Raw genomic sequence first — 22,882 nt, 5'->3', positions numbered from 1 at the left:
CCACCCGACCGGAGATCGCAGATGCGCAAGACCATTTTGACCCTGGCGTTTACCGCCGGCACCATCGCGGCCACCGCCTGCGCGGCGCAATCCGCCCCCGCGGCACCGAGCAGCCGCGCCGATACCGCTGCAGCCAATCGCGCCGCATTGTCGGCGACGCTCGCCACACAGACCCAGGAGACCACCGCCCCGGCTCGCCCGGAGATGATGAATCGCGGTCCGCAACGGCGCGGTGGCCCGATGCGCGCGGTGACGCGCGCCGAGGCGATCGCGGACGCCGATGCGCGGTTCGCCCGGATGGACTCGGACGGCGACGGCATCCTGACTGCCGCGGAGCGACGCAGCTTCCGCGAAGAACGGCGTGAGGCAATGCGCGAGCGCCGCGAACAGCGCATGGCGGCGCAGGGCGGGGCTGCGGGAGCGGATCACGCCAATGCTCGTCGCGACCCCGATCGGGGCGCACGGGGCGGCATGGGCCGCGCAGACCGCCAGCGCGCCGGCGCCGGCCGCGACGACGGCGTGGTGACCCGCGCCGAGTTCAGCGACCGCGCCGCGCAACGCTTCGACCGGATGGACGCCAATCGCGATGGCCGCCTCGACGCGAGCGAACGCCCGGGTGGTCGCGCGATGCGTCGTGGTCCCGGCCGCGGTCGGCACCATGCGATGGGCGCGACCGCTTCGCCGACTCGGGACGAGGCCGATCGGGCTGTCGCGGCCACTACCGGCGAGTGACACCCACGCGTCGGACGGGGCGAATCCGTCCGACGCTTCACATGGACACGCACCATGCTAGACGTCGCCCCCATGGGAGACATGCCGCATCTGTTGCTCGTCGACGACGAGCGTTCGATCCGTGAGCCTTTGGCTGCCTATCTGAGCAAGCAGGGTTTCCGCGTCACGCAGGCGGGCGATGCGGAAAGCGCGCGGACGCGGCTGACCGCCTATGCGATCGATCTCGTGATCCTCGACATCATGATGCCGGGCGAGGACGGGCTGAGCCTGTGCCGGCACATCGCCGCGACCAGCGACGTCCCCGTCATCCTGCTGACCGCGCGCGCGGAGGAAACCGACCGGATCATCGGGCTCGAGATGGGCGCCGACGATTATGTCGTGAAGCCCTTCTCGCCGCGCGAACTCGCGACGCGCGTGAAGGTCATTCTCCGCCGTGCGACGGCAGGCGGTGCACGGCAGCACGCCCCCGAGGCCAATTCCTACGCCTTTGCCGGCTGGGTGCTGAAATCGGGCGAACGCGCGCTCGTCGATCGCGAGGGCGTCTCGGTGCCGCTGTCGACCGGCGAATACAACCTCCTGCTCGCGCTCGTCACGCGACCGCGCCAGGTCCTGACGCGCGACCAGCTGCTCGACCTGACGCAGGGCCGCGAGGCCGCAGCGTTCGACCGCGCGATCGACAACCAGGTCAGCCGCCTGCGCCGCAAGATCGAGGCGGATGCCAAGACGCCCGAACTGATCAAGACCGTCTGGGGCGGCGGCTACACGCTCGCCGCCGAGGTCATCCGCCTTTGAGCCGGCCCGCCGCGATCCGCACCCGCCCCTGGCCGCGCAGCCTTGCAGGCCAGATGGCGCTGCTCATCGCGATCGCGCTGTTCGTCGCGCAGGCGATCAACTTCACGCTTATCTTGCGCGACCGTGCGGAGTTTCGCCTCGCGCAGGCGACGCGTCCGGTCGCGACGCGGATCGCCGATGCGCTCGACCGCGAGGCGCATGGCGGCCGCGTTCTCACCGCGGATCGCGGGCGGATCCGGCGCCTGCCCGCCAATCCGATCAGGCACGGCACGACCGAACGCCATCCGGAGGTTGCCGCGGAGCTTCGCCGTCAGCTTGCCGATCAAGGTGTCGTGGTGGGGCGGATCGATACCGGGCTGCGCCCCGAGGACGATGACTCCAACCGGTCGCGGCACCGGAACGGCCAGAAGGCATCCGATACCACGTCCGCCGATCACCGGTCCGACCGGCAGGGCAGCATGTTGCTGATCGCGGTCGAGCAGCCCGGCCATGGCTGGCTGGCGATCACCGCGCCCTGGCCGCAACCGGGTTGGCGCCTTCTGATCGCCGTGCTGACACAGACCGCGATCCTCTACGGGGTCGTGCTGCTTCCCGTGCTCTGGATCGTGCGGCGGATGTCCCGGCCGTTGCGCGACCTGCGCGAGGCGGCGGAGCGCTTCCGCCCCGGCGAGCCCGGCGTACCGCTGTCGCCGCACGGGCCTGACGACATCGCCGCGCTGATCGTCGCCTTCAATGCGCTGCGACTGCGCATCACGGCGATGCTCGACGAGAAGGATCGGATGCTCGGCGCGATCGGCCACGACCTCCGCACCCCGCTCGCGGCGTTGCGGGTCCGCATCGAATCGGTCGATGACGATACCGATCGCGCGCGAATGGCCGAGACGATCGCCGAGATGAACCGCACGCTCGACGACATCCTGTCGCTCGCGCGGCTGGGTCGCCCGAGCGAGCCGCCGACCGATGTCGATCTGGCCGCACTGGTCGACGCGGTGGTCGAGGATTTCCGCGATATCGGCGACGAGGTGACGTTCGTCGAGGCGGACCGGCTGCGGATGCACCTGCGGCCGTCGCTGATCCGGCGCGCGGTCCGCAACCTGATCGAGAACGCGGTCAAATACGGTGGATCGGCAGAGGTCCGCGTCGAGGCGGACGCGCGTTCGGTCGCGATCGTCGTCGCCGACCAGGGGCCCGGGATCCCCGAGGACCGGATGGGCGACGTGTTCGATGCGTTCACCCGGCTCGAGACGTCGCGCAACCGCGAAACCGGGGGGATCGGGCTGGGGCTCGCACTCGCCCGCGCCATCATCCGCGAGGCCGGCGGTGAGATCCGCCTCGTCAACCGTTCCGGCGGCGGACTCGACGCGATCATAGAATTGCCGCGCTGAGGCGAGGCAGGGCGTACACGCCTGCCCCGATCCGTCATCCTGGGCTCGACCCAGGATCCAGAGCCACGACCGCTACGTCATTGGGCTCTGGATCCTGACTTTCGTCAGGATGACGGATCGGGTGAGCGGGCGTCAGTCCTCGACGATCTGGCTGTTCGTCCGCGTGTCCTTCATCATCAAATACACGACCAGCGACACTGCGATCATCGCGGTCACATACCAGTAGAAGCCGCGTTCGAAGCCCGCGTCCTTGAACTTCAGCGCGACGACCTCGGCGGTCCCGCCGAACAGCGTGTTGGCGAGCGCATAGGGCAAGGCGACGCCCAGCGCGCGGATATGCGCCGGGAACAGCTCCGCCTTCACGACCGCGTTGATCGACGTATAGCCCGTCACGATCACCAACGCCGCCATCACCAGCAACCCGGCATAGATCGGATTGGTCGCGGTCTCGAGCGCGGTAAAGATCGGATAGGTGAACAACACCCCGGCAATGCCGAACGCGATCATCAGCGGCTTGCGCCCGACCCGATCCGACAGACCGCCCGCGACCGGCTGCAACAGCATGAACACGAACAGCGTCGCCGCATTGATCTGGCTCGCCACTTCGCGGCTGAACCCGCTGGTGTTGACCAGGAACTTCTGCATGTAGATCGAGTAGGCATAGAAGGCGAGCGTACCGCCTGCGGTCAGCAGCATCACCGTCATCGTCTCGCGCGGATGCTTGGTGACGAGCTGGATGAAGCCCGACTTCGGCTTGCCGTCGCCCGCCTCGGACTTGGCGTTCTCGAAGCTCTGCGTTTCGGCGAGCCCGCGGCGAATGTAGAACACGACGACGGCGAGAACCGCGCCGATCGCGAACGGAATCCGCCAGCCCCAGGAATCGAGCGCCGCCTCGCTCATCGTCGACTGGAGCACCAGCAGCACGCAGATCGCGAGCAGCTGGCCCGAAATCAGCGTGACATACTGGAACGACGAGAAGAAGCCGCGGCGATCCTTGCCCGCCATCTCGGTCAGATACGTCGCCGACGCGCCATATTCGCCGCCGACCGACAGCCCCTGCATCAGGCGCGCGATCACCAGCATGATCGGCGCGAACACGCCGATCGTATCGTATCCCGGCGTACACGCGATGATCAGCGAGCCCGCGCACATCAGCGTGACCGCGACCGTGAGCCCCGCCTTGCGGCCGTGGCGATCCGAATAGACCCCCATGATCCACGCGCCGATCGGCCGCATCAGGAAGCCCACCGCAAAGATCGCCGCCGCGCTCAGCAACTGAGCGGTGCGGTCCGTCGACGGGAAGAAATGCGGCGCGAAATACAGCGTGAACGCGGAATAGACATACCAGTCGAACCACTCGACAAGGTTGCCGGTGGATCCGCCGATGATCGCCTTGAGGCGCGTTTTCTGATCGGGTGCCATCAGTTTGCGCCCTTCCCGGCTTGGCTGGGATCGAAGCCCCGTTTCTTCAGCAGCGCGTTGACGTCCGGATCACGCCCGCGGAACGCGCGATAGGCTTCGGCGCGATCCGTCTCGTTCCCCGTCGACAGCAGGATGCGCGCGAACTTGTCCGCGGTCGGCTTGTCCCACGGGCTGCCCGCTTCTTCGAACGCCGCGAACGTGTCGGCATCCATCGTCTCGGACCACAAATAGCTGTAATAGCCCGCCGAATAGCTGTCGGACGAGAACAGGTGCTGGAACTGCGGCACGCGGTGACGCATCACCAGCTGCTTGGGCATGCCGATTTCGACAAGCGTCGCCGCCTCGAACTTGTCGGGATCGATCACGCCGTCCGCGACTGTGTGGATCTTCATGTCGACGATCGCCGATGACAGATATTCAGCCGTCGCAAACCCCTGGTTGAACGTGCGCGACTTCTCGATCTTGTCGAGCAGGTCCTGCGGCATCGCCGCCTTGGTCTGGTAATGCCGCGCATATTTGTCGAGCACGTCGCGGGTGAGCAGCCAATGCTCGTTCACCTGGCTCGGATATTCGACGAAATCGCGCGGCGTGCCGGCCAAGCCCGGATATTCGACGTTCTGAAGCATCGCGTGGATCGCGTGGCCGAATTCGTGGAACAGCGTCTGCGCATCGTCGAGGCTGATCAGGATCGGCTCGCCGGGCGCACCTTTCGCGAAATTGTTGTTGTTCGATGACAGCACCAGCTGTGCGGGGGCGAGGCCACGCTGGCCGCGATAGGTGTTCGCCCATGCGCCCGACCGCTTGCCGGTCCGCGCGAAGTCGTCACGGTAGAACAGCCCGACATCCTTGCCGGCCTTGTCCGTCACGCTCCACACGCGCATGTTCGGCTCGAACACCGGAACCGTGCCGGTAATCTCCTTGAAGGTCAGCCCGTAGAGCCGGTTGGCGGCATAGAGCGACCCCTGGATGATGTTGCCGAGCTCGAAATACGGCTTCAGCTGCGCCTGATCCAGGTCGTAGCGGCTCTTGCGCACCTTCTCCTGATAGAAGCGGTAATCCCACGGCTCGATTGTCAGCGACGCGCCGGCGATCTTCTGCATGTCCGCGACCTCCTCGGCGACGCGCCCCTTGGCGGCGGGCCAGACGCGCATCATCAGGTCCATCGCCGCGGCGGGCGTCTTGGCCATCGTGTCCTGCATCCGCCAGTCGGCATGCGTCTTGAACCCGAGCAGATGCGCGCGGTCGGCGCGCAGCTTGACGATCTGCGCGATCGTCGCGTTCGTGTCGTTCGCGTCGCCATTGTCGCCGCGGTTGACGAACGCGCGCCACACCTTCTCACGCAGCGCGCGGTCGGTGGCATAGGTCAGCACCGGATCGACCGCGGAGCGCGTGTTGACGATCGCGTAGCCCGGCAGCTTGCGCTCGGCCGCCGCCGCCTTGGCGACCGCCTTCACGCTGTCGGGAAGCCCCGCGAGCTGTGCCTCGTCGGTGACCGAGATCGCCTTGCTCTCGTCCGCGAGCAGCTTCTCGCCGAATGTCGAGAACTGCGTCGCGAGCTGCTGGTTGTACTGCGACAGCTGCGCCTTCTGCGCGTCGTTCAGCTTGGCGCCCTGACGGACATAGCTGTCGTAGATCCGCGTCACGAGCCGGATCTGCTGTGCGTTCAATCCGCTCGAATTGCGCGCGTCGTAGATCGCCTGGATCCGCGCGAACAGCGGCTTGTCGAACGTGATCGCATCCGACGCGGCGGAGAATTTCGGCGACCATTCGCGGTCGAGCTTCTGATACGCGGGCGTGTTCATGTTGCTGGTCATCACGCCGAACAGCGTCATCACCTGGCCATAGCGCTTGCCGACCAGCTGCATCGGCACGATCGTGTTGGCGAAACTCGGCTTGGCCGGATTGTCCGCGATCTTGCGATATTGGGCCGTCCGCTCGGCGAGCGCGGTCTCGAACGCCTGTGGGAACAGCTCGGGTCGAACCTTGTCCCAGGGCGGCACGCCGCCGGTCGGGCCCGCCCAGTCGGCGAGCAGGGGGTTGGCGGCGGGCGCGACGGGCGCCGCACCGGTTTGCGCGATCGCGGACGTAGACGCCATCAGCGCAGCTGCACTGAAGACGAGAGGTAGAAAATGCACATGGTTCTCCCGGACGATGTTGGCCGCAGCATAGCAATAAAGTTGCGTGGCGAAACCCCGTGCACCGCCCGCCTCGAAAAGCGGGCGGTGCGCGAAGTCGTCGCGGCGCGGTTAATAGGGCGTCATCGAATAGGGACGCGCAGCCTTGCTCGTCGCCCATTTCACGTTGGGTTTGGCTTGCATGACGAACCGCAATTCGCCGCCGGCGAGGATTTGCGCGTGAGTGACGACGCTTTTCGCAAGCGGTTTTCCGTTCAGCGTGACGCGCCCGACATAGGCGTTGGCGGGCGTCAGTCCGTCCGCAACCATCGTGAACGTCTTGCCGCCGGGGACCGTCAACACTGCGCGATCGACGAACGGGCGGCCGATGACATATTCGCCGGTACCCGGCGCCACCGGATAGAAGCCGAGCGCGGTAAAGACGAGCCAGGCGGACATCTGGCCCAGATCGTCATTCCCCGACAGCCCGTCCGGCGTCGGCTTGTACTGGCTCTCGACGATCTGCTTCAACCGCTCCTGCGTCCGCCAGGGTTGTCCTGCGAAGTCATAGAGATAGGCGACGTGATGGCTGGGTTCGTTGCCATGGATATATTGGCCGATCAGCCCGGCGATATCCTCGGCATGGCTGTAGTCGATCTTTGAATTGTCGTAGTCGAACATCGCATCGAGCTTGGCGACGACCTTCCTGTCGCCGCCGAGCAGGCGGAACAGCCCGCCCTGGTCGTGCGGCACGAACCAGGAATATTGCCAGGCATTGCCCTCGGTATAGTCCGATCCGTAATTGATCGCCGTCGGGTCGAACGGGACGCGAAAGCTGCCGTCGCTTTTGCGCGCGCGCAGGAACCCGGTCTTGACGTCGAAGCTGTTGCGCCAGTTGCCGGCGCGCTTCTCGAACCGCGCGGCGACGTCGTTCCGCCCCAGCGCGCGGGCCATCCGCGCGATCGTCCAGTCGTCATAGGCATATTCGACCGTCTTCGACGCCGCCTCTGGCTCCTCGTCGATCGGGACATAGCCCTGCGCGATATAGTCGCCGAGCCCGCCATAGGGGGCATAGTCCGCACTCGCGACCATCGCGTCGAGCGCCGCATTGCCATCATAGCCCTGCACGCCCTTCAGATAGGCATCGGCGATGACGGGAACCGCATGATAGCCGATCATCGTCCACGTCTCGCGTCCGGCAAACTGCCACACCGGCAGGATCCCGTGCGGGCTGAACGTCCGGCTTGCGACGAGCGACCGGACGATATCGTCGCTGGTCCGTGCGGGCTGTACGAGCGTCAGCAGCGGATGCTCGGCGCGGAACGTGTCCCATAGCGAAAACGTCGATCGGGCGGTGTAGCCGTCGGCCTTGTGCACCTGATCGTCCGGACCGCGGAACCGGCCATCCGCATCGCTCCAGACACTGGGGGCGAGCAGGCTGTGGTACAGCGCGGTATAGACGTTCGTCCGCATCTTCGGCGCGGCATTGATCGCGACCGCGTCGAGCGCCTGGGTCCAGGCGGACCGCGTCGCCGCGCGAACCGCGTCGAACCCGCCCGGTTCGCTGTCGAGATTGGCGATCGCGCCCGCCTCGTCGACGCCCGACACCGCGACGCGCACCTCGAGCGGCGCATCGAGCGGCCCGAAATCGAGCCGTGCCTCGAGCGCGCGACCGAGCAACTCGGGAACCGCATCGGTCCCGCCCCCCGGTCCCTGGAAGCCCTTGTACGCAACGTCCGTCTCTCGGTTGACGAACGCATGCGCGGTGATCGGCTTGGAAAAGCGCATGGCGAAGAACAGCTTGCGCCCCGGCGCCCAGCCGCGGGTCTCGCGCATCCCGGTCAGCGTCCCGTCGGCGCGCAGCCGCAGCGACGACCAGAGGATCTTGCCGGGATATGCATAGAGCGAACTGCGCAGGTCGATGATCAGATGCGCGGCGGTTGCCGCGGGGAAGCGATAGCGATGCACGCCGATCCGCGTCCCGGCGGTCATCTCGGCACGCACCTTCGCGTCGTCGAGCGTGACCGCGTAATAACCCGGCTGCGCAATCTCGCTCGCATGACTGAACCGCGACCGGTACCCTGTCCCCGGTTTTGCCGGATCCCCCGGATCGAACGACGTCACGTCGCCCGACATCGGCATCACCAGGATGTCACCCAGGTCTGAATGCCCGGCGCCCGAGAAATGCGTGTGGCTGAAACCCTGGATGGTCGGGTCGTCGTAGCGATAGCCTGCGGCATGCGCGTAGCATTTGCGGATCTCGCACCCGGTATCGGTGTCCGGGCTCAGCTGCACCATGCCGAACGGCGCGCTCGCGCCCGGGAACGTATGCCCCTCGCCGCCGGTGCCGATCATCGGATCGACGCTGTCGTACGCCGAAGACCGCGCCGCTGATGCAGCAGCGGCCTCCTGTCCCGCCGCTGGTGCGGCCGCAGAGACGGCGACGGCGAGCGGCACCATGCTCGCCAGGCCGCGCCAGGAGAACCGCCGTGTTCGATCCGCCGGCCGGACCGTAGCCCTCAGGCTATTCGTCACCCTCGTCGTCATCGCCATCCCCCACATCGCCACCGGGGGCCATTGCAGCATCCCTGCGCTGCTTGTCGGCCATATCGGCCGCCTGGATCAAGCGCTGACCCGTTTCGCGCGCTGCCGCCGGGCTGAAGGTGATCGCCACGCCATCGGGGCCGTCCAGCGTCACTTCGCCGCTTTCCGCGGCGGCAACGCCCGGCGTGTCTTCGGATTTCATTCTATCGATCATGCGACGCTCCCGACTAGGTTTCGGCCTTGCCATACAGATAGTCCGGGACGAATTCGCCGATCTTGGCAAGCGCCGAGAAGTCGATGATGTGTCCAGCATTTGCCTTGAAAGTCAACAAGTTGCGCTCGCGCAGCATCCTCAGGACACGATTCACATGGACCCCGGTGATGCCGCAGGCCTCGGCCAGGTCCGGCTGAGTCATCGGCAGCGTGAACCGACCGTCGCTGGCCAGCCCGACCATCTGCAACCGCGTATAGATCTCGCAGAACAGGTGCGCGATGCGGCCTTCTGCGCCCAGTCGTCCGATCCGGAAGATCCATTCGCGGTGCTGTGCGGCGTCGAGCAACGTGCTGAACCACAGCATCCGCGTGAGATGCGGGTGGTTTTCGGTGATCGTCTGGAGCGTGGCATGTTCGAACAACGCGACCTTGACCGGTCCCAGCGCCGCGACGTCGTGATCGAGCCGCTTCATCGGGAAGGCGTGCAGGTCGACGAAATCGCCGGGGACGTGCACCGCGACGACCTGCCGCAGCCCGTCACGGTCGTCCATGTAGCGGCAGATGAACCCCTCGAGCAGCAACGTGCTCGTTTCCACGGGTTCGCCCGCGCGGACGAGCCGGAACCGGCCGGGCATCGTCTTGACGTCATGGACGCTGTTTTCGAGGATCATGGCCTCGTTTTCGGTCAATTCATCCCGACCGCGACCTAGTAGAAACTTACCTGTCAGCATCCCCATCCCTTTGCGGTCGCCATCGCCCGTCCACCCCTGCCTGTAAGCCGCCGGCTGTCTACGCCTGCCTGTACGAACTGAAGTATGCCGGCTGCAAGTTTTCTGACTGATCGAGGTCAACGACTCCGCTCGCAGATGAAACCTTGTGCGTCGTGGACTGTTCGGCGTCGGCATGTATCTCCCCCAGACCCAAAATGACCACCCTCTCGCCCAGGCGTTCATCGCGACGGTTCAGGCTACTGCCTTTCCGTGCGTCGGCGCCAAATCCGCGCTTGGTCGCGGGCAGATGGACATCGTCGTCGCCCGCGATGTGCGCTCGGCCTGGGACGATCTGCGGATCCTCCCGATGCTCGCCGACACGGTACGAAAATACCAGAAGGATCGCGCTATCTTCCGCACGATGGTGGTGCTGTTCGAAGGCCCCGAGCAGCTGAGCGAAGAGGAATTCGAGGCGCATCTCTGGGCACGCGCGCAGTCGCTCAGCGACAAGGACGAATGGCTGGGCAACCGTCCCGATCCGTCGGTGAGCGCCGATCCGGACGATCCACATTTCTCGCTGAGCTTTTCGGGCGAGGCGTTTTTCGTCGTCGGGCTTCACCCCAATGCGAGCCGCCCCGCGCGCCGGTTCCAGACGCCGGCGATGGTATTCAACCTGCACGACCAGTTCGAGGTGCTGCGCACGCAGCAACGTTATGACAAGCTGCGGACGTCGATCCTCGATCGCGATCTGCAACTGGCAGGGACGATGAACCCGATGCTCGCGCGTCACGGCGAGTCGAGCGAAGCGCGCCAATATAGCGGCCGGGTCGTCGACGACTCGTGGAAATGTCCCTTCAAGCGGAGCAGCGCACATGGTTGATACGATCGCACCGCGCTCCGGCGCCGGGTTCACGCTCGATCGCGGCCAGACGCTGACCGTGATCGATCCCGAGGGCCGTCAGGTCGCGGATCTCCTCGCGTACAATCGTGCGGACATTCGCGAAGTGATCTCGTCGGGGCGTACGCTCGATTACGCCAGCCGACTGTATCTGACGACCGGGGACCGGCTCTATTCGAACCGCAGCAACGTGATGCTCGACATCATCGGCGACGACGTGGGGCGGCACGATTTCCTGCTCACGCCGTGTTCGCGCGAAACCTTCGCCATCATCTACGGCGATACCGATCCGCACCGCGGATGCTTCGGCAATCTCGCCGAAGCGCTGGCGCCTTATGGCGTGGAGCCCGACGCCATCCCCACCGCGTTCAACTGTTTCATGAACGTGCCGATCGACGGGTCTACCGGCGCGTTCACGGTAGAGCCGCCACTCAGCCGCGCCGGCGATACGATCACGTTCCGAGCCGAGATGGATCTGATCATCGGACTGACCGCGTGCTCGGCGCTGCAATCGAACGGCGGATCGTTCAAGCCGATCCAGTATTCGATCAGCTGACCGGATTTTTCCTTACAGCTATAGCAGCGCGTCCAGCAGGCCGATCAGCGGCTTGTCGGCAGGCGGCATCGGCAGGTCGTGCATATCACGCGGATAGACCCATCGCAGCGCGTCCGCCTCGAGCGCGCGCGGAACGCCCGTCCACTTCCGCGTGACGAACAGCAGCAGCAGCAGGTGCCGGTCGCCCAGCGGCGCGCTCGCGAAGACCGCCGGCGCGAGGCATGCGTGCGGCACCATGATCGCCAATTCCTCCTCGAGTTCGCGGATCAGCGCGTCTTCGGGCGTCTCGCCCGGCTCGATCTTCCCCCCGGGAAATTCCCAGAGCCCGGCGAGCGATTTTCCCGCGGGTCGCTGCTGCAGCAGCACGCGGCCATCCGCGTCGACCAACGCCGCCGCGACGACGGGCAACAGCGCAGTATCATTGGCCATTCGTTAAGCTCCTGACTTTATTACGACGCGACATGAGGCCGAAACTCCGAAGCGTAAAGCCAGTCTGTGCCCGCGTCCTGCATGCGGCCACCACCCTGCTCGGGAACCTCCGCGGCGCGACGGCGGTCGAATATGGCCTGATCCTGGCCCTCGTCGTGCTCGGCATGATGACGGGGCTTGTGATGCTCGCCGACAGCACCTCGTCGCTGTGGAACATGCTCCACACACGGGTCGCTGCCGCCCGCTAAGCATACGAAAGATTTGCGGTTTTAAGAATTTCTCAACCGCTCGCGCCTAGGGATCGGAATTGCTGTTCCGGTCGATCCGGGCCGGCCGGGTGACTGAAGCTTTTTAACGATGGAGACCGGAATGCAGATGATCCGCAAGCTTTTCAAGGACAACAAGGGCGCGACCGCAATCGAGTACGGCCTGATCGCCGCGCTGATCGCCGTCGCAGCCATCGCCGCGATGCAGGGTCTGGGCACGAGCCTGAACAAGACCTTCAACAACGTCAGCAGCAAGATGACGGCTGGTTGAGCCGCTGCGATCCTTTACCGGATTGTACAGCGAATGGGCGGCGGATCGCAGGATCCGCCGCCCATTTTCGTTCGGACGCGCTGCCCGGCAAGAACGCTCAGAGGCGTCCCATCTTGAGGAACTTCGCCTGACGCTCCTTGCGCAGGTCCCCCGCCGATAGCGGCACGAGCTCGTCGAGCGCGGCCGAGATCGCGGTGCCGAGCGCGTCGATCGCCGTTGCCGAATCGCGGTGAGCACCCCCGAGCGGTTCCGCGACGACCGTGTCGATCACGCCGAACGTCTTCAGGTCCTGCGCGGTAATCCGCATCGCCTCGGCCGCCTCGGGTGCCTTGTCCGCGGTCCGCCACAGGATCGAGGCGCAGCCCTCGGGGCTGATCACCGAATACACGGCATGTTCGAACATCAGCACGCGATTACCCGCCGCCAGCGCGACCGCGCCGCCCGACCCGCCCTCGCCGACGATCGCCGAAACGATCGGGACGCCCGCATTGAGGCACGCTTCGGTCGAGCGCGCGATGGCCTCGGCCTGGCCGCGTTCTTCGGCCTGGATCCCGGGGAACGCGCCCGAGGTGTCGACCAGCGTCACGATCGGCAGGCCGAAGCGGTTCGCCAGCTCGACCAGACGGATCGCCTTGCGATAGCCCTCGGGCTTGCCCATGCCGAAATTGTGACGGAGACGGCTGGCGGTATCGTCGCCCTTCTCGTGCCCCAGCACCATGATCCTGCGCCCGCGGAACGTCGCGAACCCGCCCAGGATCGCCTGGTCGTCACCGAACGCCCGGTCACCCGCGAGCGGAATGAACTCGTCGAACAGCGCGGCGACGTAATCCTTGAAGTGCGGACGCTCGGGATGACGCGCGACCTGAGTCTTCTGCCACGGCGTCAGCCGGGCGAACGTGTCCTTCAGGAGCTTGTCCGATTTGGCCTGCAGACGGGCGATGTCGGCGGACAGATCGACGCTGCCGTCGGTCGCGGTGTCACGGAGTTCGTCGATCCGCCCTTGCAGTTCGGCGATCGGTTTCTCGAAGTCGAGGAAGCTTGGCATCCGCGCCGGTTACGGCTCGCGGACTTGAACGTCAACGCGGGGCGGGTTCGCGGCGTCGTTCAGCGGGTGGCGCGTATTGACCAGTTCGACCAGTTTGCTCGCTTCGACATGGGTATAGATCTCGGTGGTGGCGATATCGGCATGCCCCAGCATCGCCTGCAGCGCGCGCAGATCGGCTCCGCCGGCAAGCAGGTGCGTGGCAAAGGCGTGGCGCAGCACGTGCGGGCTGACGCGGTCGGGCGGGATCCCCGCCTCGGCGGCGAGCGCCTTGACCAGCTGGTACAGCCGGATCCGCGACAGATGCCGCTTGCCCGAGGGGAACAGCCAGGGTGAATCGACGGGGACGTTCGCGCGCCACAGCGCGACGGCGGCGCGCGCGCGATCGGATATGGGCACCAGCCGCTCGCGCCCGCCCTTGCCGCGCAGGATGACGAACGGTCGATCGGGGTGCACCGCATTGCGCGGCAGGCTGATCAGCTCGGTCGCGCGCAGGCCCGAACCGTAGAGCAGCTCGATCAGCGACGACAGCCGCACGTCCCGCGGGTCGGGTGGATCGCGCCCGATTCGCGCGACGATCGCCGCGAACAGCCGGTCGACGTCATCATGCCCCAGGATCTTGGGGAGCGACCGGGCCGTTCCGGGCCGCGGCAGCGCCTTGCCCGGATCGTCCTCCCGGTGCCCCTCGTCGGCGAGAAACCCGAAGAACCGCCGCAGTGCCGCCGATTTCCGGCTGATCGTCGCGCGCGACAGGTCACGCCACGTCGCCGAGAGCCGGACGAGCGCCTCGCCATCCGCGGTCGCCAGATCGCCATCGAGCATCTTGGACGCGAGCGACAGGTCGCTGCGATAGGCGGCGATCGTGTTCGCCGCCGACCCTGCCTGCGCCGCCATCATCTCGAGAAACCGGTCGATCAGCGCACGGTCGGCGATCCTCCCCGACGCATTCGCGTCGGTGGGGACGCCGTCGTCGTCGCCGTCATGCATCACGAGGCCGTCGCGCACGCGGTCGGGCCGATGCGGCGGTCACGCGCGCGCGATCGCCTCGGCGGCCAGCATCCGCGCTTCGCCCTCGAGCCCCACGGCCCGCAGCGCGGCGACGATCCGGTACAGCGCCTCGGGCGGGACACCATGCCAGCGCGCCGTCTGCAGACCGGTTGCCGCAAGAAGCGCGACGGTTCCGGGCTGTCCCGCGCGCGCCGCGCGGTCGAGCGCGCGCGTCCACGCATTCTCCGTCCCGATCGGTACGCCGAGCGCTTGCGCCGCCCGCTCGATATCGCCCGCACTCAGCCTGCCGAGCCCCGCGAGCCCCGCGAACAGCATCCGCTGCTTCAGCGCCGAATCGCCGGGTCCGCCCGAATAGGAGGCGAGATCGCCATAGCTCAACCGGGTCCCCGGATTGGGGTCGGCGAGCACGAGCATCGCCCACGCGTCCCCGCCGCGATCGACGACGCCGAGCCAGCGTGACGCGCTGTGGTCCAGCCCCGCGGACAGCATCGACGCGACCAGCCGGTCGGCGTCCCCCTTGCCCAGCGCCGCCGGGATCCGCACCGCGGCCCGCGCCGTCAGCACCAGTCGCGCATAGGCGGGTGCTGCATCCGTGCTCGCCCCCCAGATCGATCGCAGCGCCGTCAACCGTGCCTCTGCGTTGCGATCGGCATAGGCGGTGCGCAGGTCCTGCGCGGTCGCGGTTGCCGCGCTCTGGACGCTGTCGTCGCCATCGGCTGCCCCGTACAGGTCGACCAGTGCGGCATTCGACAGCACACCCTGCGCCGCTGCCGCCTCGGCCGCCGCCAACCGGTTGCCGATCGTAAGGCCGGGAGACAAGGCGCGCCAATAGGTCGCCTGCGGTCCGACCGTGGCGAACAACGGATCGGGAACGACCACCCCCGTCGCCATCGCGAGTCCGAGCCGCCATGTCGTCAGCTGATCGACGCCGTCCCACTCGATCGTCACCGCCTGGCGGCCCTGCCCGCCGGCGCCGACGACCTTCTGCGCCAGCAGCATGTCGACGCCGCTGGCGACGTTGCGCCGCCGCGCCGCGGTGATCAGCGTCCCCGCCCGTGACGGCTCGCCCGACAGGCCCGCGCACATCGCCTGCGCCAGCGTCCAGCTTCGCGCCGGCACGCGCTGTATCGCGCCGTCAACCAGCGGACACAGACCACCGGGATCGCCCGTCGCCAGCGCGGTGTTCATCGCCACCTGATAGAGCTTGGGCGTGTAGTTGGCGGTGTCGACGCCCTGCACGACCGCGCGCGCCGCAACCGACTCGCCCATTCGCAGCAGCAGCCAGCCGCGCTCGGCGGCGAAATCCGCGCCGTTGACGCCGGCCGGTGTTTCGACGCGCGATACCAGCACGCGCCGCAGCAGGATCGACATCCACCGTGACGGCAGCGGCGCGGTCAGCCGGCGCATCAGCGTCTGAAGATACGGGCCATCGGCCGCACCGAAGGCGTCTGCCGCAACGCCGCCTTCGGTCTGGCCGATCGCGCCGACCCGATCGAGCGAGCGGCGCGCGAAGGCCGGCATCTCATATTGCGCGACGACCGCGGGGTCGATCGGCGCGGGTGTGCCGACCGGGGGCACGATCGGCGCCCCGTCCGGCCCCGTCGGAGGCGACGAGGGCGGCAGTGGCTGGATCGTCGCCAGACCGCCTGGTGGCGCCGGAACGGGTGCGACCGGTTGTGCGGGGGCTCCGGGCTGGCCGGACTGGGCCGGCCGGGCGGGCTGGGCCGTTGAGCCTGCGGACGGTGCCCGCGGGGTCGGCGCCGGCGTCGGCGTCGTGTCACCGAACCCGGGGGGCAGGATCGATTCGGGACGATCCTGCCCGATCGCCGGCGCCAGCGCCGCGAGCGCGCAGGTCGCGGCCAGCGCCGCCAGCGTGACCTTAGGAAAGGTTCGCAAGCGTCACGGCCTTCTCGACTTGCGTCTGGGGGCGTTCGGTGGCGCGCCCTGCGAGCAGGAACAGCCCGCCGATGACCACGACCAGAACGACGACGACCGAGACTATCAGGCGGGACATACGCAAAACCTTGTTGAGACGGATACGAAGAAGGCGAACAGAGCAATTACGCACGTGGTTGGCGTTTCCCCCCGCGCAGCGTCGCTGTATAGCGCGGCCCGCGATGTTGCAAAGCCACAACCCGATTGCCCCCTGGAGCGGCCGCCCCCTCGTCCTCGTCGGATTGATGGGCGTGGGCAAGACGACGGTCGGCCGCCGCCTCGCGCAACGCCTCCGCCTGCCGTTCGTCGATGCCGATCACGAGATCGAGGCGGCGTCGGGAATGACCGTCAGCGAGATCTTCGAAAAATACGGCGAAGCGTATTTTCGCGACGGCGAACGCCGCGTGATCGCGCGGCTGATCGACGGCAAGCCCAAGGTCATCGCGACCGGCGGGGGTGCGTTCATCAACGAGGAAACGCGCAGCCTGATCCTCGCGGAAGCGACCGCGATCTGGCTCAGCGCGCATCCCGACATTCTTGTCGAGCGGGTTGGCAGGCGCAATACGCGGCCGTTGCTGCGCAACCGGGACGCGGGCCAGGTGCTCGCCGAACTCGCGCGGGTCCGCAACCCGATCTACGCCAAGGCGCATATCCACATCGCGAGCAACAAGGCCCCGCATGAAGCGACCGTTGCGTCCATCCTGAAAGCCATCGGACTATGACGACGATCACCGTGAACCTCGGCGCCCGGAGCTATCCGATCCATATCGAGGCCGGATCGCTCGCCGCCGCCGGCGCGCGTCTCGCGCCGCTCGCGCGCGGGCGGACGATGGCCATCGTCACCGATGCGAACCTGACCGGTCATCTCGCGACGCTCCAGGCCTCGCTGACGCAGAACGGCGTCGCGAGCGAGGCGATCGTGCTTCCCCCCGGCGAGGGATCGAAAAGCTGGGCGACGCTCGAGACGCTGTGCGACCGGCTGCTCGATCTCGGCATCGAACGCGGTGATCACGTCGTCGCGCTGGGGGGCGGCGTGATCGGCGATCTCGTCGGATTCGCCTGTGCGATCCTCAAGCGCGGGTGCCAGTTCGTCCAGATCCCGACGTCGCTGCTGGCACAGGTCGACAGCTCGGTCGGCGGCAAGACCGCGATCAACACGCGCGCGGGCAAGAACCTTATCGGCGCCTTCCACCAGCCCGCGATGGTATTGATCGATCCGCAGCTGCTCGACACGCTGCCGATACGCGAGCTGCGCGCGGGGTATGCCGAGGTCGTGAAGTACGGCCTGATCGACGATTTCGCGTTCTTCGAATGGTGCGAGGCGAACGGCGCTGCCCTGCTCGCGGGCGATGTCGCTCTGCGCACCCACGCGATCGCGCACAGCGTCGCCGCCAAGGCACGGATCGTGGCTGCTGACGAGCATGAGACGACCGGGACACGCGCATTGCTCAACCTCGGCCATACTTTCGGCCACGCGCTGGAGGCCGAGACGGGCTTTTCGCAGGCGCTGATACACGGCGAAGGCGTCGCCGCAGGATGCGCGCTCGCCTTCCGCTTTTCCGCGGCACAGGGCATCTGCCCGGGCCAGGACGCGACGCGCGTCGCGGCGCATTGGCGTGCCGTCGGGCTTCCCGATGGCCTCGCCGCCGCCGGGATATCGGCGTCCGGTGCCAGGCTCGTCGACCATATGCGCCATGACAAGAAGATGGCGGCAGGCACGCTGCCGTTCCTGCTCGCGCGGGGCATTGGCCAGACCTATCTCGACAAGACCGTGAACCTGTCGACCGTCGCGGGCTTCCTCGACGCGGAGGCGCGATAATGCCCAACGGAATCGCCAAGCAGAACCTGCCGACCAAGATCTGTCCGGCCTGCGAGCGTCCGTTCACGTGGCGCAAGAAATGGGCGCGCGATTGGGACAACGTCACCTATTGCTCGGACGCCTGTCGCAAGAAGCGCTAGGCGCGCCGCAGCGGAGCCCTCAGCCCCGCGCGCTCCACGCCAGCCAGAGCCAGCCGGCGATGAGCAGGACGCCGCCGATCGGCGTGACCGCGCCCAGCCACCGCGGCGCCCCGAGCGCCATCGCATAGAGCGTCACCGCGAAGATCGCCGCGCCGCCGACGAATAGCCAGGCCGGCCCGCGCGCTTCCATCCGTATCGCCACCAGCGCAGCGACGACATGGATCAGCTGATATTGCGCGCCGGTCTTGAGCCATTCGACCGCCGCGCCGCTCGCACCATGCGCACCGAACGCCCCCGCCGCGACGGCGATCGCACCGGACAGCGCAGCGGCGATCACGGGGAATGAAACGGGTATCATCGCGGATCATTCCCCCATGGAAAGCGCTGCGCGGTCTCTGCCCGCGCCGCGCCGATATCGGACGCCGCGACCTGGATCCGCAACCGTTCCTTGTCGCGCGACCGGTACCGCTCTTCCGCCCGGTCGATCTCGGCGGGCGTGACACCCAGCCCGCGCAGCGCCAGCCGCGCCATCTTCACCGCCGATTCAAGGACCTCGCGCACGACGTAATCGGCGGCCGATGTCTTGAGCTTGACCAGCGCGCGGCGGTCATAGGCGCGCACGTAGAGCGCCGCCTTCGGGAACGCCTGATGGATCGTGTCGAGCATCTCGGCATCGAGCTGGTCGCCGTCCATGCAGAAGCAGATGAGTTCCGCCTCCGCCGCGCCCGCCTGTCGCAACAGGTCGAGCCGCGTGCCGTCGCCATAATAGACCTTCGCGCCGAACTCGCCGGCGATATCGATCATCTCGATATCGGTATCGATCAGCGTGACGGGGATGTCCTGCGCCAGCAGCATCTGCCCGACCGTCTGACCGAACCGGCCATAGCCGACGATGATCGCGTTCGATCCGTCCGCCGTCGGACCATCGCGGTCGCCACCCGCCGCGATCGGTTCGGCGCGGAACCGGCGCGTGATCCCCATCAGGAACGGCGTCGTCGCCATCGACAGGGTGATGATTGCACCGAACAGGCTTGCCGCCTCGGGATCGATCAGCAGCCCGGCCTGCGCCTGCGCGAACAGCACGAACCCGAACTCGCCGCCCTGGCTGAGCAACAGGCCGAGCGCGAACGCCTGTCGCCAGGTCATCTTGAACGCCAGCCCGATCGCCATGATCACGCCGGTCTTGGTCGCGATCAACGCGATCGCCATCGCCAGCACGAAGAAGGGCCGCTCGGCGATCGCGCCGAGATCAAGCAGCATGCCGACCGCGAGGAAGAACAGCCCGAGCAGGATCGAACGAAATGGTTCGACATCGGCCTCGAGCTCGTGCCGGTACGGGCTGTCCGCCAGCATCACGCCCGCGATGAAGGCGCCGAGCGCGGTCGACAGCCCGAGCCATTCCATCACCGCCGCGCTCGCGATCACCGTGAACAATCCGGCGAACACGAACATCTCGCGCTCGCCGAGATTGCCGATCAGCCGGAAAAACGGCCGCAGCAGGAAGCGCCCCGCGATGATCAGTCCGCCAACGGCCACGACGGTGTAGATCGCGAGCAGCCATCCCGGCGGCGCGTTGGCGTCGGCGGGATTGCGGCTCATCGCTGCGACGATCGTGATCAGCGGCACGATCGACAGATCCTGGAACAGCAGGATCGAGAAGGCACGCTCGCCGAACGGCGTCCGCATCCGGCCCGACGACTGGAGCATCGGCAGCACCTGCGCGGTCGACGACAGCGCGAGCGGCAGTCCCAGCGCGAGCGCGGCAGGCAGCGAGAAATGCGCGAAGATCCACACGATCGCGGTGATCGCCAAGCCGCACGCGACCACCTGCATCAGCCCGAGCCCGAAGATCTCGTGCTTCATCCGCCACAACCGCGTCGGGTTGAGCTCGAGGCCGACGATGAACAGCAGCAGCGTGATCCCGAGTTCGGCGATCCCGAGCTTGGCCTCCGCATCGCCGACCAGCCCAAGGACATGCGGCCCGACCACCGCGCCGGCGACCAGATACCCGAGCGTCGCGCCGAGCCCGATCCGCCTGAACAGCAGCACGAAGACCAGCCCGAACCCGAGCAGGACCACCCCGTCCCGCAGCAGTGACGGCGTCGTGCCGTCGTGCATCAGACGTCGGCCCCGGCGGAGGCGGTCGCCGATCGCTGGTCGGCATCCGCTCCCGAACCGCTCTGCTTCGCAGCGGCGGCCGCGGCGTCGGCAGCCGCTTCGAACGCGAGCCGGATCGAGGGATGACGCGCGGTGTAGTCGAGCGCGGGAACGAAGATGTCGAGCCCCGGCCATTCCGGCAGATCGCCCTCGCGCGCGAGCCATGCGGTCAGCGAATCGCGGATCGCGCCGAGTTCGGCGGCATCGTGCCCGACGATGTTCGCCGCCAGCAGCGACGACGACGCCTGCCCCAGCGCACAGGCGCGGACCAGCAATCCGACCGTGTCGACCCGGCCATCGGCGTCGACGGTCACGTCGACCGTCACCCGGCTCCCGCAGATTGGCGAGCGTCGCTCGGCGGTCGCCATCGGCTCTGACAGCCGCTCGTTGTGCGGGATCGACGCGGCGAGGCGCAGGATCTCGGCATTGTACAGCGTGGCACTCATGACGTTGGCTCACTTGCGTTTTCAGAGGGCGATGCCGGCGTTCGCGCGCCGAACACCGGTTTGCCGCGACGACGACGATCGACGAAGTCGGCGATGCTGGCGCTCGTCGCATTCAGCAGCGGATAGGTCCGCGACCCCGTCATCCACGACGGCCGCCGCGCGGGCCCGCCGCCCATCGTGTCGATGACCAGCGTCGCCAGCAGGAACACGAGGCTGGCGAGGATCAGGCCCTTGAGCGCCCCGAACCCGAACCCCAGCGCGCGGTCGACGGGGCCCAGGATCGATGTCCGCGTCCGCGCGCCGATCGCATTGGCGACCAGCCGTCCACCGATATAGGTCAGCCCGGTGATGATCGCGAACGCCAGCACGGCCGCGCCGCTCACCGTCCCTACCAGGGGGGTCAGCGCGGCGGCGACCGGGATGTGGAACAGCTTGAGCATCGCCACCATCGCGACCCAGGCGAACATCGACAGCACTTCGGTGACGAACCCGCGCAACAGGCCGAGAACAGCCGAACCGGCAACGGCGAGCAGGACGATCACGTCGAGGGCGGACAGGTTCATGGCTCTGGAATAGGGACGTGCGCGGGCATCCGCTAGTGCGGCGATGCGGCTTGTCGCCGCCAGCGTCGTCAGCCGCGCCCGAGCATGTGGTCGACGAACGCGGCCAGCGTCTTGAATCCCGACAGCTTCATCCCGCTCTTCTCCCCCGTCATCGATGCCGGGACGAGCGCGCGGTCGAACCCGAGCTTGCTGGCCTCCTTCAGACGCAGCGGACCGTGCGCGACCGGGCGGATCTCGCCCGACAGCGCAACCTCACCGAACACGACCGCATCGACGGGCACCGGCCGCTCCGCCATCGCCGAGATCAGCGCCGCCGCGACCGCGAGATCGGCGGCGGGATCCTGGACGCGGTATCCCCCGGCAATGTTGAGATAGACTTCGGCGGTCGAGAAACTCAGCCCGCATCGCGCCTCGAGCACCGCGAGGATCATCGCCAGTCGCCCCGAATCCCATCCGACCACCGCCCGCCGCGGCGTCGCGCCCGATGCCAGTCGCACCGTCAGTGCCTGGATCTCGACGAGCACCGGCCGCGTCCCCTCCAGCGCCGGGAACACCGTCGCGCCGGTCATCGCATCGTCGCGGTGCGTCAGGAACAGCGACGACGGGTTGCCGACTTCGGCCAGCCCCTCGGTCTGCATCGAGAAGACACCGATCTCGTCGGTCCCGCCGAAGCGGTTCTTGATCGCGCGCAGGATGCGGTACTGGTGGCTGCGCTCGCCCTCGAAGCTCAGCACCGTGTCGACCATATGCTCGAGCACGCGGGGGCCCGCGATCGAGCCATCCTTGGTGACGTGGCCGACCAGCACCACCGCGGTGCCGCGCTCCTTGGCGAACCGGATCAGCTCCTGCGCCGACGCGCGGACCTGGCTGACCGTGCCGGGCGCCCCCTCGATCAGGTCCGAATGCATCGTCTGGATCGAATCGATCACGAGCAGCGCGGGCGGTCGCGTCTGGAGCGTCGTCAGGATGTCTCGCGTCGAGGTCGCCGCCGCGAGCTGGACGGGCGCATTGCCGAGCCCCAGCCGTCGCGCGCGCAGCCGTACCTGATCGGCCGCCTCCTCGCCCGAGACATAGGCGACCGACTGGCCCGCGAGCGCCATCTTCGCCGCGGCCTGCAGCAGCAGCGTCGACTTGCCGATCCCGGGATCGCCGCCGATCAGCGTCGCCGACCCCTCGACGAACCCGCCGCCGAGCGCGCGGTCGAGTTCGGCGATCCCGGTTGCCATCCGGTCGGGCAGCTTGATCTCGGCATCGAGCCCGACGAGCTGGATCGCCCGGCCACCGCTCTGGAGATTGTGCTTCGAATGGAACGGCGTCGCGGCGGTGTTCGCCTCCTCGACCAGCGTGTTCCACTCGCTGCAATCCGCGCACTGCCCCGCCCAGCGCGAAGCGACCGAACCGCAGGCCTGACACACGTAACGCTTCTGGATCTTTGCCATG

The 22,882-nt window shown here is 67.5% G+C and carries 25 protein-coding genes; 10 read left to right on the top strand and 15 right to left on the bottom strand.

Features of this window, described 5'->3' with window-relative positions:
- Positions 1–21: 21 nt before the first annotated feature.
- The 3 genes from ASE72_RS12045 (at position 22) to ASE72_RS12035 (ending at position 2,909) form a co-directional block, all read left to right on the top strand.
- A complete protein-coding gene (locus ASE72_RS12045) occupies positions 22–732 on the top strand; it encodes a hypothetical protein (protein WP_056021302.1) in 711 nt (236 codons plus the stop codon).
- Positions 733–804: 72 nt separating this feature from the next.
- Positions 805–1,524, top strand: coding sequence for a response regulator (locus ASE72_RS12040; RefSeq protein WP_056021299.1), 720 nt, complete (start codon positions 805–807; stop codon positions 1,522–1,524).
- Positions 1,525–1,577: 53 nt separating this feature from the next.
- Positions 1,578–2,909 carry a sensor histidine kinase gene (locus ASE72_RS12035; protein WP_200916284.1) on the top strand — a complete coding sequence of 444 codons (1,332 nt, stop codon included), beginning with the start codon at positions 1,578–1,580 and terminating at the stop codon, positions 2,907–2,909.
- A gap of 132 nt (positions 2,910–3,041) precedes the next feature.
- On the opposite strand, the gene ASE72_RS12030 is transcribed toward ASE72_RS12035, so the two are convergent.
- The 5 genes from ASE72_RS12030 to ASE72_RS12010 form a co-directional block, all read right to left on the bottom strand.
- Positions 3,042–4,331 (bottom strand): MFS transporter, encoded by a 1,290-nt coding sequence (locus ASE72_RS12030; RefSeq protein WP_056021294.1) that lies wholly within the window; start codon positions 4,329–4,331, stop codon positions 3,042–3,044.
- Positions 4,331–6,427 (bottom strand): M3 family metallopeptidase, encoded by a 2,097-nt coding sequence (locus ASE72_RS12025; RefSeq protein ID WP_082445958.1) that lies wholly within the window; start codon positions 6,425–6,427, stop codon positions 4,331–4,333. The genes ASE72_RS12030 and ASE72_RS12025 overlap by 1 nt, the downstream gene beginning before the upstream one ends.
- Before the next feature lie 150 nt (positions 6,428–6,577).
- A complete protein-coding gene (locus tag ASE72_RS12020) occupies positions 6,578–8,905 on the bottom strand; it encodes a GH92 family glycosyl hydrolase (protein WP_056021289.1) in 2,328 nt (775 codons plus the stop codon).
- Positions 8,906–8,969: 64 nt separating this feature from the next.
- Positions 8,970–9,191: a hypothetical protein gene (locus tag ASE72_RS12015; RefSeq protein WP_056021287.1), complete on the bottom strand. Its 222-nt coding sequence runs from the start codon at positions 9,189–9,191 to the stop codon at positions 8,970–8,972.
- A gap of 25 nt (positions 9,192–9,216) precedes the next feature.
- Positions 9,217–9,933: a Crp/Fnr family transcriptional regulator gene (locus tag ASE72_RS12010; protein ID WP_056022274.1), complete on the bottom strand. Its 717-nt coding sequence runs from the start codon at positions 9,931–9,933 to the stop codon at positions 9,217–9,219.
- A 172-nt stretch (positions 9,934–10,105) separates the two neighbouring features.
- Between ASE72_RS12010 and gntA the strand changes: the two genes are divergently transcribed.
- A complete protein-coding gene (gene gntA / locus ASE72_RS12005; protein ID WP_056022271.1) occupies positions 10,106–10,792 on the top strand; it encodes a guanitoxin biosynthesis heme-dependent pre-guanitoxin N-hydroxylase GntA in 687 nt (228 codons plus the stop codon).
- Complete coding sequence (locus ASE72_RS12000; RefSeq protein ID WP_056021284.1) at positions 10,785–11,366, top strand: DUF1989 domain-containing protein; 582 nt, start codon at positions 10,785–10,787, stop codon at positions 11,364–11,366. The genes gntA and ASE72_RS12000 overlap by 8 nt, the downstream gene beginning before the upstream one ends.
- Before the next feature lie 18 nt (positions 11,367–11,384).
- Here the strand turns inward: ASE72_RS12000 and ASE72_RS11995 are convergent, their stop codons facing one another.
- Positions 11,385–11,795, bottom strand: a complete 411-nt coding sequence (locus tag ASE72_RS11995) for a (deoxy)nucleoside triphosphate pyrophosphohydrolase (RefSeq protein ID WP_056021281.1) — start codon at positions 11,793–11,795, stop codon at positions 11,385–11,387.
- 32 nt (positions 11,796–11,827) lie between these two features.
- On the opposite strand from ASE72_RS11995, the gene ASE72_RS11990 reads away from it, so the two are divergent.
- A complete protein-coding gene (locus tag ASE72_RS11990) occupies positions 11,828–12,043 on the top strand; it encodes a Flp family type IVb pilin (protein WP_056021278.1) in 216 nt (71 codons plus the stop codon).
- Between the two features lie 121 nt (positions 12,044–12,164).
- Positions 12,165–12,332 (top strand): Flp family type IVb pilin, encoded by a 168-nt coding sequence (locus ASE72_RS11985; protein WP_056022269.1) that lies wholly within the window; start codon positions 12,165–12,167, stop codon positions 12,330–12,332.
- Between the two features lie 97 nt (positions 12,333–12,429).
- Here ASE72_RS11985 and ASE72_RS11980 read toward each other — a convergent pair whose 3' ends face one another.
- From ASE72_RS11980 to ASE72_RS21055, 4 genes are read right to left on the bottom strand one after another with little or no spacing between them, the layout of a single operon-like run.
- The gene (locus ASE72_RS11980; RefSeq protein WP_056021275.1) at positions 12,430–13,377 is read right to left on the bottom strand and encodes an acetyl-CoA carboxylase carboxyltransferase subunit alpha; all 948 of its coding nucleotides are present in this window, start codon (positions 13,375–13,377) and stop codon (positions 12,430–12,432) included.
- Between the two features lie 9 nt (positions 13,378–13,386).
- Entirely contained in the window at positions 13,387–14,361 is a 975-nt protein-coding gene (locus tag ASE72_RS11975) for a tyrosine-type recombinase/integrase (RefSeq protein WP_056022266.1), read from the bottom strand.
- A gap of 39 nt (positions 14,362–14,400) precedes the next feature.
- Positions 14,401–16,278: a hypothetical protein gene (locus ASE72_RS11970; protein ID WP_056021272.1), complete on the bottom strand. Its 1,878-nt coding sequence runs from the start codon at positions 16,276–16,278 to the stop codon at positions 14,401–14,403.
- Positions 16,262–16,396 (bottom strand): hypothetical protein, encoded by a 135-nt coding sequence (locus tag ASE72_RS21055; RefSeq protein ID WP_268795896.1) that lies wholly within the window; start codon positions 16,394–16,396, stop codon positions 16,262–16,264. Before ASE72_RS21055 ends, ASE72_RS11970 begins: the two co-directional genes overlap by 17 nt.
- 103 nt (positions 16,397–16,499) lie before the next feature.
- Between ASE72_RS21055 and ASE72_RS11965 the strand changes: the two genes are divergently transcribed.
- The 3 genes from ASE72_RS11965 to ASE72_RS19690 are packed head-to-tail and all read left to right on the top strand — an operon-like array spanning position 16,500 to position 18,276.
- Positions 16,500–17,039 (top strand): shikimate kinase, encoded by a 540-nt coding sequence (locus ASE72_RS11965; protein ID WP_056021269.1) that lies wholly within the window; start codon positions 16,500–16,502, stop codon positions 17,037–17,039.
- Positions 17,036–18,136 carry a 3-dehydroquinate synthase gene (gene aroB / locus ASE72_RS11960; RefSeq protein WP_056021266.1) on the top strand — a complete coding sequence of 367 codons (1,101 nt, stop codon included), beginning with the start codon at positions 17,036–17,038 and terminating at the stop codon, positions 18,134–18,136. Before ASE72_RS11965 ends, aroB begins: the two co-directional genes overlap by 4 nt.
- Positions 18,136–18,276 carry a DUF2256 domain-containing protein gene (locus ASE72_RS19690; RefSeq protein WP_082445957.1) on the top strand — a complete coding sequence of 47 codons (141 nt, stop codon included), beginning with the start codon at positions 18,136–18,138 and terminating at the stop codon, positions 18,274–18,276. The genes aroB and ASE72_RS19690 overlap by 1 nt, the downstream gene beginning before the upstream one ends.
- A 19-nt stretch (positions 18,277–18,295) precedes the next feature.
- Here ASE72_RS19690 and ASE72_RS11955 read toward each other — a convergent pair whose 3' ends face one another.
- The 5 genes from ASE72_RS11955 to radA all read right to left on the bottom strand — a co-directional run bounded on the left by ASE72_RS11955 (position 18,296) and on the right by radA (position 22,881).
- Positions 18,296–18,634 carry a DUF423 domain-containing protein gene (locus ASE72_RS11955; RefSeq protein ID WP_056021263.1) on the bottom strand — a complete coding sequence of 113 codons (339 nt, stop codon included), beginning with the start codon at positions 18,632–18,634 and terminating at the stop codon, positions 18,296–18,298.
- On the bottom strand, positions 18,631–20,394 hold the full coding sequence (locus ASE72_RS11950; RefSeq protein WP_056021260.1) for a cation:proton antiporter domain-containing protein: 1,764 nt from the start codon (positions 20,392–20,394) through the stop codon (positions 18,631–18,633). The genes ASE72_RS11955 and ASE72_RS11950 overlap by 4 nt, the downstream gene beginning before the upstream one ends.
- The gene (locus ASE72_RS11945; RefSeq protein ID WP_056021257.1) at positions 20,394–20,879 is read right to left on the bottom strand and encodes an iron-sulfur cluster assembly scaffold protein; all 486 of its coding nucleotides are present in this window, start codon (positions 20,877–20,879) and stop codon (positions 20,394–20,396) included. Before ASE72_RS11945 ends, ASE72_RS11950 begins: the two co-directional genes overlap by 1 nt.
- Positions 20,876–21,442: a CvpA family protein gene (locus ASE72_RS11940; RefSeq protein ID WP_056021255.1), complete on the bottom strand. Its 567-nt coding sequence runs from the start codon at positions 21,440–21,442 to the stop codon at positions 20,876–20,878. The genes ASE72_RS11945 and ASE72_RS11940 overlap by 4 nt, the downstream gene beginning before the upstream one ends.
- 68 nt (positions 21,443–21,510) lie before the next feature.
- Complete coding sequence (radA, locus tag ASE72_RS11935) at positions 21,511–22,881, bottom strand: DNA repair protein RadA (RefSeq protein ID WP_056021252.1); 1,371 nt, start codon at positions 22,879–22,881, stop codon at positions 21,511–21,513.
- Position 22,882 lies beyond the last annotated feature (1 nt).

This window comes from Sphingomonas sp. Leaf20 (assembly GCF_001421535.1).
Taxonomy (GTDB): Bacteria; Pseudomonadota; Alphaproteobacteria; order Sphingomonadales; family Sphingomonadaceae; genus Sphingomonas.
This window is presented reverse-complemented; position numbering and strand designations above follow the sequence as displayed.